Source organism: Ferdinandcohnia jepli (assembly GCF_047246645.1).
In the GTDB taxonomy this organism is placed as follows: Bacteria; Bacillota; Bacilli; order Bacillales; family Bacillaceae_L; genus Ferdinandcohnia.
This window is the reverse complement of sequence record NZ_JBFOKR010000013.1, coordinates 110,185-127,423: the sequence shown is the minus strand read 5'-3', so window position 1 is coordinate 127,423 and position 17,239 is coordinate 110,185. Positions and strand designations below refer to the sequence as shown.

15 protein-coding genes and 1 riboswitch are annotated in these 17,239 nt (G+C 37.4%); of the genes, 14 read left to right on the top strand and 1 reads right to left on the bottom strand.

Annotated elements, in window-relative coordinates; genetic code table 11:
* Positions 1-25: 25 nt before the first annotated feature.
* The 5 genes from AB3M96_RS15105 (at position 26) to AB3M96_RS15085 (ending at position 4,790) form a co-directional block, all read left to right on the top strand.
* Positions 26-889, top strand: coding sequence for a peptidylprolyl isomerase (locus tag AB3M96_RS15105; protein WP_412968456.1), 864 nt, complete (start codon positions 26-28; stop codon positions 887-889).
* Between the two features lie 215 nt (positions 890-1,104).
* Positions 1,105-1,392: a hypothetical protein gene (locus AB3M96_RS15100; RefSeq protein ID WP_412968455.1), complete on the top strand. Its 288-nt coding sequence runs from the start codon at positions 1,105-1,107 to the stop codon at positions 1,390-1,392.
* A 325-nt stretch (positions 1,393-1,717) separates the two neighbouring features.
* On the top strand, positions 1,718-2,257 hold the full coding sequence (locus AB3M96_RS15095; RefSeq protein ID WP_412968454.1) for a DNA-binding protein: 540 nt from the start codon (positions 1,718-1,720) through the stop codon (positions 2,255-2,257).
* Positions 2,258-2,286: 29 nt separating this feature from the next.
* A riboswitch (cyclic di-GMP riboswitch) is annotated at positions 2,287-2,373 on the top strand.
* Positions 2,374-2,873: 500 nt separating this feature from the next.
* Positions 2,874-4,457: a peptide chain release factor 3 gene (locus AB3M96_RS15090; protein ID WP_412968453.1), complete on the top strand. Its 1,584-nt coding sequence runs from the start codon at positions 2,874-2,876 to the stop codon at positions 4,455-4,457.
* A 105-nt stretch (positions 4,458-4,562) separates the two neighbouring features.
* On the top strand, positions 4,563-4,790 hold the full coding sequence (locus AB3M96_RS15085) for a DUF2198 family protein (protein WP_412968452.1): 228 nt from the start codon (positions 4,563-4,565) through the stop codon (positions 4,788-4,790).
* Positions 4,791-4,877: 87 nt separating this feature from the next.
* Here the strand turns inward: AB3M96_RS15085 and AB3M96_RS15080 are convergent, their stop codons facing one another.
* On the bottom strand, positions 4,878-5,891 hold the full coding sequence (locus AB3M96_RS15080; protein WP_412968451.1) for a DUF3231 family protein: 1,014 nt from the start codon (positions 5,889-5,891) through the stop codon (positions 4,878-4,880).
* Between the two features lie 227 nt (positions 5,892-6,118).
* Between AB3M96_RS15080 and uvrB the strand changes: the two genes are divergently transcribed.
* From uvrB to lgt, 9 genes are all read left to right on the top strand, one after another.
* Positions 6,119-8,098 (top strand): excinuclease ABC subunit UvrB, encoded by a 1,980-nt coding sequence (gene uvrB / locus AB3M96_RS15075; RefSeq protein WP_412968450.1) that lies wholly within the window; start codon positions 6,119-6,121, stop codon positions 8,096-8,098.
* Between the two features lie 7 nt (positions 8,099-8,105).
* On the top strand, positions 8,106-10,979 hold the full coding sequence (gene uvrA / locus AB3M96_RS15070) for an excinuclease ABC subunit UvrA (protein ID WP_412968449.1): 2,874 nt from the start codon (positions 8,106-8,108) through the stop codon (positions 10,977-10,979).
* Positions 10,980-11,764: 785 nt separating this feature from the next.
* Entirely contained in the window at positions 11,765-12,073 is a 309-nt protein-coding gene (locus AB3M96_RS15065) for a magnetosome magnetite crystal formation protein family (RefSeq protein ID WP_412968448.1), read from the top strand.
* A gap of 22 nt (positions 12,074-12,095) precedes the next feature.
* A complete protein-coding gene (locus AB3M96_RS15060; RefSeq protein WP_412968447.1) occupies positions 12,096-13,202 on the top strand; it encodes a DUF4097 family beta strand repeat-containing protein in 1,107 nt (368 codons plus the stop codon).
* Between the two features lie 10 nt (positions 13,203-13,212).
* A complete protein-coding gene (locus AB3M96_RS15055) occupies positions 13,213-13,407 on the top strand; it encodes a PspC domain-containing protein (RefSeq protein WP_412968446.1) in 195 nt (64 codons plus the stop codon).
* Between the two features lie 6 nt (positions 13,408-13,413).
* The gene (locus AB3M96_RS15050) at positions 13,414-13,776 is read left to right on the top strand and encodes a phage holin family protein (RefSeq protein WP_412968445.1); all 363 of its coding nucleotides are present in this window, start codon (positions 13,414-13,416) and stop codon (positions 13,774-13,776) included.
* Positions 13,777-13,904: 128 nt separating this feature from the next.
* Positions 13,905-15,152, top strand: a complete 1,248-nt coding sequence (locus AB3M96_RS15045) for an ATP-binding protein (RefSeq protein ID WP_412968444.1) — start codon at positions 13,905-13,907, stop codon at positions 15,150-15,152.
* A gap of 278 nt (positions 15,153-15,430) precedes the next feature.
* Positions 15,431-16,366 carry an HPr(Ser) kinase/phosphatase gene (hprK, locus tag AB3M96_RS15040; RefSeq protein ID WP_412968443.1) on the top strand — a complete coding sequence of 312 codons (936 nt, stop codon included), beginning with the start codon at positions 15,431-15,433 and terminating at the stop codon, positions 16,364-16,366.
* Positions 16,367-16,422: 56 nt separating this feature from the next.
* Complete coding sequence (lgt, locus tag AB3M96_RS15035; protein WP_412968442.1) at positions 16,423-17,235, top strand: prolipoprotein diacylglyceryl transferase; 813 nt, start codon at positions 16,423-16,425, stop codon at positions 17,233-17,235.
* Positions 17,236-17,239: the final 4 nt, after the last annotated feature.

Here is a 17,239-nt window from a genome sequence, read left to right as displayed (position 1 = left end):
CGCTGGAGAGGAATTTAATAAATAGATGAAGTCAAGAATAGTTTGGATGATTGGAGCACTTTGCCTAGTGGTCATCGTGCTCCTAAGTTTTTCTTTATTTAAAAAAGATGTTGTAGCCAGTGTAAATGGTATAGACATTGAAAGAGCAGAGTTGCAAACAGCCTTGGAAAAATTTTATGGGTCAGAAGTACTTGAATCGCTCATTACAGATAAAATTATTGGATTAGAAGCTGAAAAAGAAAAGATAACAGTGTCAGATGAAGAAGTAGACACTGAAATGCAGGCGTTAATAGACTCGTACGGAGGCGAAGAAGCATTTACAAGTGCAATTGAGGCAAGTGGTGCAACTCGTGCCGATGTTGAGGAGGATATAAAAATTTATATCCAGACAAAGAAGTTGCTTGAACCTCGAATTGAAATTACAGATAAAGAACTTGAAACTTACTTCGAAGAAAACAAAGACACGTTTGCCCAATCCGAACAAATTCAGGCAAGTCATATATTAGTAGAAGATGAAGAAACAGCAAATGAAGTAGCTGCAAAGCTTGCAGAAGGAGAGGACTTTGCGGAATTAGCAAAGGAATACTCAACTGATACATCTAATGCTGAGACTGGTGGAGATTTAGGTTATTTTGGTAAAGGAGAAATGGTTGCTGAATTTGAAGAGGCTGCGTTTGCTATGGAGATTGATGAAATAAGCGATCCTGTTAAAACTGAATATGGATATCACATTATTAAAATAGCCAATAAGAAAGAAGCAGTTGAAGCTAAGTTTGAAGACAATAAAGAAGCGATTCGTGATACACTCTTCGACCAAAAAATTTCAACTGAGTACTCTACTTGGTTAAGCGAAAAAACGGAAGAATATAAGATTGATAGAAAACTATAGATAAAAAGGGACTTATAAGGTCCTGACCGGCAAGTTGCTAAGGTCCGTACCCCCTAGCGGAATCTGGCTCTTAACGGTTTGAGGGAAAAAGTTAGCTATATATAAGTAGGTCCAACCAGGTAATAGGTTGGGCCTTTTGGTGTTTTTTACGTCGAGTTTGAAAAGATATGTTAAAATTTGGGTGTGAGTGAATATTTGTGTAAGGGGGAGTTATTATGAAATTTCTTTTGGTAGCTATTATTCTTTTATTTATTGTGATTGGGATTTTTAAAAATAAAGAAGCTCAATACGTAAAGCAATCAGGTGTGGCGATTATGCTTCTGGCCACGTTGAACGCAATTGGCTTACTTAATATTGATATTTTTTCAAATGGTGGAGAACCAATCTCTTACTTAGATATATTTGTCCTGGATCCAGAGCGGGTTGAATTATATGGAATACTATCAATGGGAGCTGCCATGATCGGCTTGATTATGTATCTCTACGCCGATGTGAGAAGATAGGATCATAGAAAAAACATCATATTAGAAAATAGTTTCTTGGGAACACATGAAATATAAGAATCACACAACATACAAATCTAGAAAAAGAACGGAAATCCGCCCGGATGTCCGCCTGAGGTGGACAAATGTATTTCTTGGGTGCCTGACACCATTGTGGGTAGTGTGAAAAATGTGGATAAGTGATAGTTTTTTCTGTATTTTTGGTACTATAGTATGATATTATGTTGGTATGTCATCAAAGGCCTTTCATTCTTAGTAATTTTAAGAATGAAACGAGGTATTTGATTTGAAGAAGCGAGCATGGACATTTGAGGAGATAGAATTTTTGAAGGATAACGTTGGGAGAATGAAAATCTCAACAATTTCTAATCAGCTGGATCGTACGGAGACTGCTGTAGAATTGAAGATTAAGCGTTTGGGACTATCAAACACTAAATCTTTTACTGGGCAGCTTACGATGCATGAGCTAGCTACTCTTTTAAAAATTGATCCAAAGTCTGTAAAATTATGGATTGATAACCATGGTCTTAAGTACACTAGAAAAGCAACACGTAATACAAGAAAGTTTTACTTTATCAAGCCTGAAGATTTTTGGGATTGGGCAAAGAATCATAAAGAAAAAGTTGATTTCTCAAAAATTGAAAAGCAAACCATCGTTCCTGAGCCTGCTTGGGTAGAGGGGGAGCGTTCGAAACAAAAGAGAGTCAATTACAGAGCGTGGACAACTGTTGAAATTCACTCGATGATTGAATTGGTTTCGACAGGAACAACCTTCACTGATATCGGAAAAAGGTTGAATAGAAGTCCCATTAGTATACAACGAAAATATCAGCGCATGAATCGTGTGAACAGCGTAGTTCAATGATTCATCATAGATAAAAAGCTTAAACCAAACTATACAAAAGGCAAAATTGTTGAAAGACGATGACGCAAAGCCACGGGCCTAAGGAGTTGAGTCTCTACGGCGGCCGGGTTGCTATAGAATGGAAGGTTACCTTTATTTGATGACGACTAAAAACGGGAAAGGCTGGTCTGCTAACCAGCTTTTTCCCGTTTTTTACTTTCATTTTGAGCCTAGACTGATTCGTTATCAATCTTCTTAATAGAGTTCATAATAGCAACTGCAAACCCGATACAAGTTACAATAAGTCCAAAAGTAATGAAATACGCCATAAACATGGTACGTCACTCCTTATTAATATAAATATTGTTGATACCTTTATTATAGTGAGAACTACTTATACTATCTGTGATTCAAATCACAGGTTTGGATATTTTTGATTTAAATAACAAATCTTATCTATTTTTATATAATAGAAATGGGATTCAAATCTCGTTGTAGTTCTTTTCCAATTGTGATATAGTTTTTTCGATAAAGTGAAACTAATCCGATTCTATGGCCAGTTTCCTCTCACTTTTTGCTGAGAAGATGTCGGCCATCTATTACCGGATAAAGTGCGTGTTTTAGAAAGGAAGTATTTATGGCTTATATAGATGAAGTGAAAAAGCGCCGTACATTCGCGATTATTTCGCATCCGGATGCAGGTAAAACAACGATGACGGAAAAGTTATTATTGTTTGGAAATGTTATTCGTGAAGCGGGTACGGTTAAAGGTAAAAAGACTGGAAAATATGCTGCATCTGACTGGATGGAGATTGAGAAACAGCGTGGAATCTCTGTAACATCAAGTGTAATGAGTTTTCCATATGACAACTATTATGTAAATATCTTAGACACACCTGGACATGAGGATTTCAGTGAAGATACGTATCGTACATTAACAGCGGTAGACAGTGTTGTGATGATCATTGATTCAACAAAGGGTGTCGAGCCACAAACGATTAAATTGTTTAAAGTTTGTCGCATGAGAGGAATCCCGATTTTTACATTTATTAATAAACTTGACCGTGAAGGAAAAGAGCCACTTGATTTATTAGCTGAAATCGAAGAGGTGTTGGGTATTGAATCATACCCATTGAACTGGCCAGTTGGAATGGGGAAACGTTTCTTAGGAATTTACGACCGTTACAACAATGAATTTGTACATTTTAATGGAAACGAAGACGAAGAAATTTTATCTATGGACGATCTTGAAAATGGTAAGTATCCTGAGATAACAGAAAACCCAGTTTACGAAAGTACACAGGATGAACTACTTTTACTTGATGAAGCAGGTAATGACTTTGATGTGGAACGTGTGATTAATGGAGAACTGACGCCAGTATTCTTCGGTAGTGCACTTGCAAACTTTGGTGTTGAAACGTTCTTTAATACATTTTTGCGTTTTGCATCAGCTCCAAAGCCTCGTAAAACGGACCAAGGTCTTGTTCCACCTGAGGATGAAACTTTTTCTGGGTATATTTTTAAAATCCAGGCAAATATGAATACCAAGCACCGTGATAGAATCGCGTTTTTACGTGTGTGCTCTGGTAAATTTGAACGTGGAATGGCTGTAACGATTACAAGAACTGGGAAGTCAATAAAGCTAAATCAAACACAGCAGTTCATGGCTGCTAGTCGTGAAACAGTTGATGAAGCATATCCGGGTGATATCATTGGTATCTATGATCCAAATGTGTATCAAATTGGAGATACATTAACAGCAGGTAGAGAAAATATTCATTATCAAGAATTGCCAGTTTTCCCGCCAGAAATGTATCGTAAGGTTCGAGTGAAGAACGTTATGAAGGCAAAGCAATTTAGAAAAGGGATTGAACAGCTTGTTCAAGAAGGTGCGATTCAACTATTCAAGCAAGAATCAAACGATGAATTCATCTTAGGTGCTGTTGGTCAACTTCAATATGATGTTTTTGAATATCGACTAGAAGCTGAGTACAATGTTTCTGTAGAATTCACCACCCTTGGTAACCGAATTCCAAGATGGATTGGAAACAAAGATGTTGATCATAGACTGTTTGACTCTAGAAGTTTACTCGTTCGTGACCGTCATGACAGATTGGTTGTTCTTTTTGAAAATGACTTTACGTATCGATACTTCCAGGATAAAAACAAGGATATCGAGTTAATAGACCTATACGAAAGCAATGATTATAAAAGTGTATAACAAAAAGCTGTTCAAGATTCTTGAACAGCTTTTTTAATAGTAAAAAGTGTAATATATGAAAGGATTTGCTATAGTAAAGATAGTTACGTTGAAAGGTTGGATTCCATGCTTTTAAAAATCTTGCTTGCACTCCTTCTACCAGGATTGCTAGTCGTTCTTTTTACTAGAGTTACATATAATTATTATGTTGGATTGCTCCTTGCTATTGCCCTTATCGGTGCATCGATTTATAAGGGTTATAGTGATTCCATATATATCATCATTCTTGATATCGTATCCCTTGCAGTAGGATTTTGGTACTCAAAAGGGATGGGAGAGCGTGCCAGGTCGTGAAAAAACAAATGCCCAAGAACATAAGTGTCTTGGGCATTTGAGTTCGATGAGCCTAGTAGCCACATCGTTGAAAGGATACATGCTTTCTTAATGCTTTTTATGCTTTATCAATTCTCCGCGATCTGCCGCTTGTGGAGGTCTCTCCAGCCATTTCTTATCAATCAAAATGTTTAAACCATCTTCAGCAAACTTTCCTATTTCAGTACTTAGACGGGCGTAATCAGTTGCAAGATCTCTACGTTGGGCCATTGACATCGCCATACCATAATTTCCGATACCTGCTGAAGTTAATGCTCCTATATGGAAAAGCATTAACTTGTCTGAAAAAGGTGCATCTGTTATATTTTCAACTTCATGATCCCAAGTCATTGGTGCAGGAAGATCATACTCACTTAAATGACCAGCGAATATTTCCATATGCTTTTTTGCAATTTCCTTACCTCTTTGGAAATAGTTCCGAATCTCTTTAGATTTTGCGACCTGAGCGAAACCTAGGGTAATTGCTTCACCTATTTTATTAGTTTGTATATTCGCATAAAGATGCATGATCTCTGATCCTGTCAATGGACGTTGTTCACCAAACCAACCAGCTAAAAATCCTTGTTTCTCTACAAATTGTACCTCAGTCGGATAGGGAATATAAGGAGCTCTTACCTCTAAACCTTTGGAAGCCAGTAAAGAGGTTGCTTCATTATATAGAGTTGTGGTTGAGGCAAGGGAACTTGAAAAAAATTCACGCACATCTTTTCGAACGATATTCGGAAGAATGGCTCCGTATGTTGCAAGCCCACCCTTTGCCATATGCTTAACATAGTATAAAAACATCCCATCTTGAAATAAACGGGGTGCATCAGGTTTCACATCATCCTCTGTAAAACCATGCGGGATAGGCAGCCCTTCTGCAGTATATATTTCAGTTATACTTGCTACATGCTGCTTCGATATACTCAATGCGTGTTCAAGTATAGGCTTTATTTCGAGGTCATCTACTTTATTTAAAAAATAGGTAAACATACAAATGGACATGCTATCAGCTATGTAAGTTGACCAAAGACTAACAAGCTCAGCAGACGTTAATTTGATATTATGCTCTGTTTTCATAAAAGCCCAACCTTTACTTCATATTTCTTATCTATCATTAGGGTTACCCTTTTATACAAAAAAATGAATTTGTTTTAGTTTAAATAAAAAATCGAATATCAGTTCGTATTTTTGTTTGTTTTATGTAGTTTTGTGGTACAATGTTTGTAACATAAAAGATGTAAATAACTACCTTTTAGAACACTCATACAGTAACGTTACTTTGCATTCCGGAATGGAGGATGTTTGTGAACAATCAATTTGAGTTAGTCTCTAAGTATAGGCCACAGGGCGATCAGCCAAGAGCTATTCAACAACTTATTGAAGGCATTAAAGCAGGTAAAAAGCATCAAACCCTTCTTGGTGCTACAGGGACAGGAAAAACCTTTACGATCTCTAATGTAATTAAAGAAGTAAACCGACCAACCCTCATTATTGCACATAACAAAACCTTAGCAGGTCAATTGTATAGTGAGTTTAAGGAGTTTTTTCCTAATAATGCAGTTGAGTACTTTGTAAGTTATTACGATTACTTCCAACCAGAGGCGTATGTTCCTTCTTCTGATACATTTATTGAGAAGGATTCAAGTGTGAATGATGAGATTGATAAGTTACGGCACTCTGCTACGTCTGCACTTTTTGAAAGACGAGATGTAATTATCATTGCAAGTGTTTCTTGCATTTACGGCTTGGGATCTCCAGAAGAATATAGTGAATTAGTTGTTTCCTTACGAACAGGAATGGACCTTGAACGCAATCAGCTTTTACATAAACTAGTAGATGTACAATATGAGCGAAATGACATAGACTTCCGACGTGGTACGTTCCGTGTTAGAGGAGATGTAGTTGAGATTTTTCCAGCTTCAAGAGATGAACATTGTATACGTGTAGAATTCTTTGGAGATGAAATCGACCGTATCCGTGAGGTAGATGCATTAACTGGAGAAATCCTTGGTGAAAGAGATCATGTAGCAATCTTTCCGGCATCTCACTTCGTTACACGTGAAGAGAAAATGAAAATTGCAATCGAGAATATCGAAAAAGAGCTTGAGGAGAGATTAGCTGAACTTAGAGAGCAAGGGCAACTTCTTCAAGCACAGCGACTAGAACAACGTACAAACTACGATCTTGAAATGATGCGGGAGATGGGCTTCTGTTCTGGCATTGAGAACTACTCCAGACATCTGACACTACGGCCACCAGGTTCAACACCATACACATTGATGGATTATTTTCCAAAGGATTTACTCATTGTAATTGACGAGTCGCACGTAACTCTACCTCAAATTCGCGGTATGTTTAATGGAGACCAAGCAAGGAAACAAGTGTTGGTCGACCATGGATTCCGGTTACCCTCTGCTTTAGATAACCGACCACTGCGCTTTGAGGAATTTCAAAAGCATATTGACCAAGCAATTTACGTTTCCGCAACACCAGGGCCGTTTGAACTTGAACATACTCCAGAGATGGTTGAACAGATTATTCGTCCAACAGGATTATTAGATCCGATTATTGATGTTAGACCAATTCAAGGTCAAATTGATGATCTATTAGGTGAAATCCAGGCACGTGTGGAACGTAATGAACGTGTTCTCGTAACAACACTAACGAAAAAGATGTCAGAGGATTTAACAGATTACCTAAAGGACATTGGTATAAAAGTAACCTATCTCCATTCTGAAATTAAAACGCTTGAACGAATTGAAATCATACGTGATCTTCGTATGGGAAAACATGATGTTCTTATTGGAATTAACCTTCTGCGAGAAGGGTTAGATATTCCGGAGGTTTCATTAGTGGCCATCCTTGATGCAGATAAAGAAGGATTCCTTCGTTCAGAGAGATCTCTTATCCAGACAATTGGCCGGGCAGCGAGAAATTCAAATGGAAGAGTAATTATGTATGCAGATAAAATGACGAATTCCATGGAAATTGCAATCAATGAAACAAAACGCCGGCGTGAGATACAAGAAGAATACAATAAAAAGCATGGTATTACTCCACAAACAATTCAAAAAGAAATCCGAGACGTAATTCGTGCAACTCAAGCTGCAGAAACGACTGAAGCTTACGATACTGCACCAAAGTTAACAGGATTATCTAAGAAAGAACGAGATAAAGTAATTGCGGAAATGGAAGTTGAAATGAAGGAAGCTGCAAAGGCACTTAATTTTGAACGTGCAGCAGAGCTACGCGATCTTATTCTTGAGTTAAAATCGGAAGGATGACACATAAATGGCAATTGAAAAAATAGTTGTCAAAGGAGCAAGGGCCCATAATCTTAAAAACATTGATGTAACCATTCCAAGAGACAAATTAGTCGTTGTGACAGGACTCTCTGGTTCTGGTAAATCATCTCTTGCCTTTGACACCATTTATGCTGAGGGGCAAAGACGCTATGTTGAGTCTTTGTCTGCATATGCTCGGCAATTTTTAGGACAAATGGATAAACCAGATGTGGATTCAATTGAAGGACTTTCTCCAGCTATTTCAATTGATCAAAAAACGACAAGTCGAAATCCAAGATCAACAGTCGGAACGGTTACCGAGATCTATGATTATTTACGTTTGTTATTTGCAAGAGTAGGGAAACCGGTTTGTCCAAATCATGGTATCGAAATTGCATCCCAAACAATTGAGCAAATGGTTGACCGTATTCTAGAATACCCGGAAAGAACGAAACTTCAGATTCTTGCTCCAGTTGTATCTGGCCGAAAAGGAGCACATGTAAAGGTATTTGAGACTATTAAAAAGCAAGGCTATGTTAGGGTTCGTGTCGACGGTGAAATGATGGAATTAACCGATGATATCGAGCTTGATAAAAATAAGAAGCATTCGATTGAAGTGGTAATTGATCGAATTGTTGTAAAAGACGGTGTAACAGCAAGACTTGCTGATTCCCTTGAAGCCGCACTTCGCCTTGGTGAAGGTAAAGTCATTATTGATGTCATCGATGTTGAAGAGCTTTTATTCAGTGAACTACATTCTTGTCCATTGTGCGGATTTTCGATTGGTGAACTTGAACCGAGAATGTTCTCGTTTAATAGTCCGTTTGGTGCTTGTCCTGATTGTGATGGGTTAGGAGCAAAGCTTGAAGTTGATGTTGACCTTGTGATACCTGATTGGGATCTTACATTAAAACAGCATGCAATTGCACCATGGCAACCAACAAGCTCTCAATACTATCCGCAACTTTTAGAATCAGTATGTAATCATTATGGCATTGATATGGATGTGCCTGTAAAGGATGTACCAAAACATCTGTTGGACAAAATTTTATACGGTAGTGACGGCGAAGAAATCTACTTCCGTTATGAAAATGATTTTGGTCAACTACGTGAAAATTATGTGGCCTTTGAAGGTGTTTTACGTAATGTCGAAAGACGCTATAAGGAAACAAGTTCAGATTTCATTCGTGAGCAAATGGAGAAATACATGGGTGAAAAACTTTGCCACACTTGTAAAGGTTATCGTCTAAAAAAAGAAACTCTTGCGGTCATCATCGCAGATAAGCATATCGGTCATGTGACAGAGTTATCAATTAAAGAAGCCTCAGACTTTTTTGATACTCTGCAGCTATCAGAAAAAGATATGCAAATTGGAAACCTTATTTTTAGAGAAATTAAGGAAAGACTAGGTTTCTTAATTAATGTAGGTCTTGATTATTTAACGATGAGTCGTGCAGCAGGAACTCTATCAGGTGGAGAAGCACAACGTATCCGTCTTGCCACGCAGATTGGTTCAAGGTTGACAGGTGTTCTTTACATACTGGACGAGCCATCGATTGGTCTTCACCAGCGCGACAATGACAAACTAATTGGGACTTTAAAGCAAATGAGAGATACCGGTAATACGTTGATTGTTGTAGAGCATGATGAGGATACTATGCTTGCTGCGGATTACTTAATTGATATAGGACCTGGAGCGGGTATTCATGGTGGTGAAATTATTTCGGCAGGTACACCAAAAGATGTTATGGATGACCCAAAATCCTTAACTGGTCAATATCTTGCGGGTAAAAAATTCATCCCATTACCAATTGAACGCCGTAAGCCAGATGGGCGTTATATCGAAGTTGTTGGAGCAAAAGAAAACAATTTAAAAAATGTCTCAGTCAAGTTTCCATTAGGTATGTTTATTGCAATTACTGGAGTATCCGGATCTGGTAAAAGTACGTTAATCAATGAGATTCTTCATAAATCATTGGCCCAAAAGCTAAATCGAGCAAAAAGTAAACCTGGTGAACATAAAGAAGTTAAAGGAATTGAACAATTGGAAAAGGTTATCGATATTGATCAATCCCCAATCGGAAGAACACCACGTTCAAATCCTGCTACATACACTGGAGTGTTTGATGACATTCGTGATGTTTACGCTACTACTAATGAAGCAAAAGTTCGTGGCTATAAAAAAGGCCGTTTTAGCTTTAACGTAAAAGGCGGACGTTGTGAAGCATGTCGCGGTGATGGAATCATTAAAATTGAAATGCATTTCTTACCAGATGTATATGTACCTTGTGAAGTGTGTCATGGTAAACGCTATAACCGTGAAACACTTGAAGTAAAATACAAGGACAAAAATATTTCAGATATTTTAGATATGACAGTAGAAGATGCGGTCGCTTTCTTTGAAAATCTACCTAAAATTAAGCGTAAGCTCCAAACACTTTTTGATGTCGGTCTTGGGTATGTTACTTTAGGTCAACCAGCGACAACACTCTCAGGTGGAGAAGCACAACGTGTAAAATTAGCATCTGAATTGCACAAGCGATCTGCAGGCAAAACCTTCTATATTCTTGATGAACCAACAACGGGTCTACATGTTGATGATATATCAAGACTCTTAAAGGTATTGCAACGCCTTGTTGAAAATGGAGATACAGTTCTCGTGATTGAACATAATCTAGATGTGATAAAAACAGCTGATTACATTGTTGACCTTGGCCCAGAAGGTGGAGACAAAGGTGGAACAATCCTAGGAACAGGAACTCCTGAAGATATCGTTAAAATTGAAGAGTCACACACAGGACACTATTTAAAACCGATTTTGGAACGAGACCGCCAACGAATGAAAGAGCTCATACAAGAAAAAGAAGCAGTAACGAAATAATGAGAAATCCCGACATGCAGGTGCAGTCGGGATTCTTTGTTTTAGTGAGAGCATATTAAATATACGAGCCGTTCGGCGAGGGAAGATTGGAAAGAGAGTAAGATAGAGTGGGTCTACGAGCCATTCAGTGTGGGAAGATTGGGATGAGAGTAAGATAGAGTGGGTCTACGAGCCACTTTGCGAGGGAAGATTGGAATGGAAGTAAGATAGAATAAGTCTATGAGCCATTTAACGAGAATAGATTGGAATAAAAGGTAGTCAAATACGATTGTTTAGATCGTAATGAGAGTTAAGAAGTGCTCTAATCGCCCGAGATGTAGTGCGAGTCGAGAGTTGGGTCGATAAGAAGTGTTCTAACCGCCCGAGATTGAGTGCAAGCCCAGAGTTGGGTCGATAAGAAGTGTTCTAACCGCCCGAGATTGAGTGCAAGCCCAGAGTTGGGTCGATAAGAAGTGCTCTAACCGCCCGAGATGTAGTGTGAGCCCAGAGTTGGGTCGATAAGAGGTGTTCTAACCGCCCGAAACGGAGAGCAAGCCCAAACTTTGGTCGATAAGAAAGGTACTATCCCCTGACCATGTCGAACTGTAATTCCAATTGACTAGCCTGGGTCAAACTAACCAACTAAACACCCGCTTTATCCAACATGTACAAAATCATTGAAACTAAATAAACACAAAACAATAATCAACTCCACCCCCCTCCCAAAATATCTCAAAAAACTTTTACTTTTATATGAAACTATTTATCATTTTCAACCGTATTACATGTAGAGGGAGAGATGATAAATGAATTCTGATAAGTTAATTTCAGCTTTGTGTTACTTCAGTATCTTTTTTGCAGGTTTTATTCTACCAATTGCAGTTTATTTTATAGTATCGAACCCAGAAGTTAAGAGACATGCGTTGCATGCACTAATCTCGCATATAATTCCAGCATTAACGGTTGTGTTTGTGGTAGTTCCGTTTTTCTTTTTTTGGTCAATTGAAGCTTTTGCGGCCGTTACATTTTTAATATTTATTATTCTAGTTATTGTTAATATTGGTGTTGTGATTTGGAATGTTGTAAAAGGGATTAAGGTCTTAGTTCAGGACTAAAGATAAGGGAGAGGAAAAAACAATGAAAGAAGAACAAAAACGAATTTTAAAGCTTGTTGAAGAGGGAAAACTCACTGCAGAAGAGGCTGTGATTCTTATTGAAAGGCTTCATTCAGGAGAAAGTGCTCAAAGTGACAGAGCACAAGAAATCAAGACTGAGCTTTCAACACAGGTGAACTATGAAGAATCACGACAGCAGGGAAGCAGCTATGACAGCAGCAAGCATGGATCTGTAAAACATAAGTTTATGGATTTCATAGACACTGCTTTACAAAAGATTAAGGACTTAGATTTAGATTTCAACTTTGGGACGGCGGTTGAGGTTAAACATATATTCCAGCATCAAGATGTTTATCTTAAGAAACTGGACCTCGATGTATCCAATGGCAGCATCACGATTATTCCTTGGCAGGAAAGCGATGTACGTGTTGAGTGTGAAGCAAAGGTTTACAATACTGAAAACCAGGACCGTGCCCGTAAAGCGTTTTTAGAAGACGTACTATTTTCAATTGAAAATGGAACACTTAGACTTTCTATTCAGAAAAAGCAAATGAAGGTACATGCGAAAATATTCGTTCCACAAGAGGATTATGAGTCAATCAAGGTTCGCATGTTTAATGGTCCAATTAGTGGGGAAAATTTACAAGTAAAGGACTTCCGTGCTAAGACAGCAAACGGTGCTATCAAGGTGTTAAACCTTGTAACTGATACGGTTGAGGTTGAAACAGCAAATGGTCATATCAATGCTGAGCAAATTGTAAGTAGAGATTTTGAAGCAGAGACAATCAATGGGTCTGTGAAAGCGACAGGAAAGTTTGAAAAGCTTGATGTGCAAAGCTTTAATGGGAATATTACCTGTAACTTAGAAGGAGATAAGTGTCACACTGCTTTTGCAAAAACAACAACAGGTAGTGTTGATGTCTTTATTGCAGATGAATATGAAGTAGATGGAGAACTAAAATCAAATCTAGGAGGTTTCAAGTCCGAACTTCCGATGATGTCGATCATTGAAGAAAAGAATGAAGTCGTACAAAAATCCTTACGTTTTAAAGCGAATCAGGATAAGGGGCAGAAGCTTCACTTATTTGCGGAAACAAAAACAGGCTCTATCACTATAAAACCACTTTGAGGTGTTTAGTATGAAAAAGAAATTATATCGTTCAACCCGTAACAGAATGCTTGGAGGAGTACTTGGCGGACTTGCTGACTACACTGGTATTGACGCGTCACTCCTTCGTATACTTACAGTTGTCGGATTCTTTTTAGGATTTGGTTCGTTAGGTCTGATATACCTAGTATGGATCTTTGTAGTACCAAATGAAATGGAAATTTAAAAAGCTATGAAATGGCTAGCTAGTATTATTGTTAATAGTATTGTTCTTATTGTTGTTGCGGGGTATGTTGATACGTTTTACCTAGAAGGCATAGGCGCTGCCATTTTAGCAAGTGTCATTTTATCAATTTTAAATGTGTTGGTAAAACCTATTCTGATTTTATTAACATTACCAGTTACCGTATTATCACTTGGCTTGTTTTTATTCGTAATTAATGCCATTACATTAATGATTACGCAATCGATTATGGGTGACTCTTTCGTTATTGAAGGTTTTGGAACGGCACTTTTAGCAGCAGTTATTATTTCAGTGTTAAACTTGTTAATCCAGAATGTAATTGTTAAACCACTGCAAGAGAAGAAGAAATAAGGCGTTAGGACATTTCCTAGCGTCTTTCTTTATGCATGAAAAATACATGCTCCCTTAATTTTCTATAGAACAACTCCTTCTACTTCTGTTATTATAAAATGTATTTACTTAAAGAAAGGGGGAGGCATGTGACTGAGACTTTATTAATCAATTTTTTGTTCTTACTCTTGCCAGTGCTGTTTTATCTTATTTTCTATGAAAATAGGTCTTATATTAAAAAGAACAAAAAATTAGTTATTTTATTCTCTGCAATAACAATCATACTTTGTATGTCCTTTCCCATAAAACTAGAGGTTGGTTTTATATTTGACTTACGGTATATTCCGTTTATTATCGCTTCCCTTTTCGGAGGTTATAGGGTTGCGTTACCACTATATATTGTTATAAACATATATCGTCTCTATATTGGGGGAGATGGTGTTTTACCTTCATTTCTTTTTTCGACACTGGTGTTTTTCATTGTTCCTTATTGGACCAAGAATTTTATAAATTTAATTTCTCATAAGAGAATTATCGTGGCTGGTCTTGTTTCTTTGGCAACAATGAAATCATATCTCATTATTTTAGGACAGTTTTTCGAGTCAATTAACAAGGAGTTTGTAATTATCACTATCAACGTTCTGTTGATTCATGTCCTTGGAACGATTATCATCATGGCATTAATCGAAAAAATTATTGAAAATACGAAGGCACGCAAAAGATATTTAGATTCAGATCGGTTACATGTTATCAGTGAGTTAGCCGCTAGTATATCACATGAAATTAGAAATCCACTGACTGTCACAAATGGATTTTTACAATTATTAAATGAATCGAATTATATCCAAAAAACTGAGAAACGATATATTGGTTTCTCACTGCAAGAATTAAAACGGGCAGAAGGAATTGTGAGTAATTTTCTGTCTCTAGCTAAGCCACAAGCGGAAAATATGGTATCTTCCAATCTGGAGGAAGAGTTTAATTACGTGAATAGTATTATGACTCCGTATGCGACCATTCATCAAGTAACTATCGATTATTTCTTTTCGAATAAATCTGTTATTCGTTTTGATAAAAATCAGCTTCAACAGTGTTTAATCAACTTGTACAAAAATGGCATTGAGTCGATGCAAAATAAGGGTGGAATTTTATCTGTTGAGGTAGAAAGCAGTAAAGATAGTATCTTGATTCAGATAAAGGACACAGGTATCGGAATGACGAAAGACGAAATATCACGTATAGGCAAGCCTTATTACTCAACTAAAGAGGAAGGCACGGGTTTAGGAATGATCGTTATTTACAGTACGATAAATAAATTAAATGGAAAAATTGAGGTGGAGAGTGAGAAAGGAAAGGGGACTAATTTTCTAATCACTATTCCATTCACTACTAAATAAGTAAGCCCTACACATGTAGGGCTATTCTTTTAGTGATGCCCAACAGTAGCTGTGAACCTAAAAATGGGCAAGTTGGATCATGGTCTTTAAAAATACAGTGTTTATTATGTTTTTGAGTTCAAGGCTCTCAAGACTGAATATTTGATTTACATTAGATTTTTAGTAAGAAAAGTTTTGGTGTGACAGAGAATAATGCTAAAATATAGAGAATGAGTTCTTACATATAACGAAGAGTAAATAGTATGCATCTATGTATTTCCTACTAAGGAGGAGTTACTGTGCCAAAAGTCCGCACAAAAGATTTAATTGAAAAATTCAACTTAGAATTAGTAAGTGGAGAGGAAGGAATTAATCGTCCTATCTCAACAAGTGATATATCTAGACCTGGTATTGAACTGGCTGGCTTTTTTGATTATTATCCAGCTGAACGTATTCAACTTTTAGGAAAAACTGAGATTACCTTCTTTAACAGATTGACTCATGATGAAAAGATATACCGCATGGAAAAGCTATGTACGGATATAACGCCTGCAATAATTGTTTCGCGAGATATGGAGGTTCCTCTGGAGCTTATTGAGGCATCTGAAAAGGAATCGGTACCTGTTATCAAATCAAAGATGAAAACGACTCGTTTATCAGGGCGCATTACTAATTTTTTAGAGAGTAAGCTTGCTCCAACAACCGCAGTACATGGAGTACTTGTTGATATATACGGTGTGGGTGTCTTGATTATTGGTAAGAGCGGTGTAGGTAAAAGTGAAACTGCGTTAGAGCTTGTTAAACGTGGACACCGTTTGGTTGCTGATGATTGTGTAGAGATTCGTCAGGAAGACGAGGACACATTAGTAGGTAGTGCACCTGAGCTTATTGAACATTTGCTTGAAATCCGAGGTTTAGGAATTATTAATGTGATGACATTATTTGGTGCAGGAGCGATTCGTAATTTTAAACGGATTACGCTTGTTGTTAATTTAGAGCTATGGGATCAAACAAAACAATATGATCGTTTAGGTCTTGAAGAAGAGAAAATGAAAATTATCGACACAGAGTTAACAAAATATACAATTCCAGTTAGACCAGGGCGAAACTTAGCGGTAATCATTGAAGTGGCTGCGATGAATTTCCGTTTGAAACGTATGGGACTTAATGCTGCTGAGCAATTCTCAAATCGTCTGACAAGCGCGATTGGCAGCGAACAGGACCATGATGATTAAGAAAATATAGGTAAAATTACTTGTTTGATGAGTAAAAGGTAAAGGGAGTTGAGTATATGGAAAATATTAAACCACTAAATCCAGTATTTTTGGAACTTGGACCATTAACAATCCAATGGTATGGACTAATTATCGGTCTGGGAACGATGTTAGCCCTATTTTTAGCAATTAAGGAATCGGAACGCCGAGGGATGCATAAGGATACCTTTATGGACCTCATGTTATTTGCGGTACCAATAGCAATTATATGTGCAAGAATCTATTACGTTATCTTTAAGTGGGACTACTACTCACAAAATCCTTCCAAAATCATCGCGATTTGGGAAGGTGGAATCGCCATTCACGGGGCACTAATTGGTGCAGTCGTGACTACGATTGTGTTTGCAAAGGTAAAAGGACTATCTTTTTGGAAGATAGCTGATATTGCAGCACCAAGTATTATTTTAGGGCAGGCAATTGGTCGCTGGGGAAATTTCATGAACCAGGAAGCTCATGGAGGTCCAATTGGGGAAGAACATATTCAAACATTCTATAATGTTTTACCAGACTTTATCATGGACCAAATGAATATCAAAGGAACATATTATCACCCAACATTTTTATATGAATCTCTATGGAGTTTAGTTGGATTTGCACTTTTACTTTGGTTGCGTAAAGTGAACTTACGTCGTGGTGAAATGTTCCTCACGTATGTAGTATGGTATTCGGTCGGAAGACTGTTTGTAGAAGGACTTCGTACGGATAGTTTAATGCTTGGTGATATTCGAGTGGCACAGCTAATTTCGATTGTTCTTATTGTGGGTGCATTGGCATTCATATTTTACCGAAGAGCAAAAGGGCTTTCAAAAGAAAGATATTTAGAACAATAACAAT

Bases quoted from the DNA above. Each gene is read 5' to 3' on its own strand.
- uvrA (WP_412968449.1), top strand. From the start codon at position 8,106: ATGGCAATTGAAAAAATAGTTGTCAAAGGAGCAAGGGCCCATAATCTT.
- AB3M96_RS15055 (WP_412968446.1), top strand. From the start codon at position 13,213: ATGAAAAAGAAATTATATCGTTCAACCCGTAACAGAATGCTTGGAGGA.
- AB3M96_RS15080 (WP_412968451.1), bottom strand. From the start codon at position 5,891: ATGAAAACAGAGCATAATATCAAATTAACGTCTGCTGAGCTTGTTAGT.
- AB3M96_RS15050 (WP_412968445.1), top strand. From the start codon at position 13,414: ATGAAATGGCTAGCTAGTATTATTGTTAATAGTATTGTTCTTATTGTT.
- AB3M96_RS15100 (WP_412968455.1), top strand. From the start codon at position 1,105: ATGAAATTTCTTTTGGTAGCTATTATTCTTTTATTTATTGTGATTGGG.
- AB3M96_RS15090 (WP_412968453.1), top strand. From the start codon at position 2,874: ATGGCTTATATAGATGAAGTGAAAAAGCGCCGTACATTCGCGATTATT.
- lgt (WP_412968442.1), top strand. From the start codon at position 16,423: ATGGAAAATATTAAACCACTAAATCCAGTATTTTTGGAACTTGGACCA.
- AB3M96_RS15085 (WP_412968452.1), top strand. From the start codon at position 4,563: ATGCTTTTAAAAATCTTGCTTGCACTCCTTCTACCAGGATTGCTAGTC.
- AB3M96_RS15065 (WP_412968448.1), top strand. From the start codon at position 11,765: ATGAATTCTGATAAGTTAATTTCAGCTTTGTGTTACTTCAGTATCTTT.
- AB3M96_RS15105 (WP_412968456.1), top strand. From the start codon at position 26: ATGAAGTCAAGAATAGTTTGGATGATTGGAGCACTTTGCCTAGTGGTC.
- AB3M96_RS15060 (WP_412968447.1), top strand. From the start codon at position 12,096: ATGAAAGAAGAACAAAAACGAATTTTAAAGCTTGTTGAAGAGGGAAAA.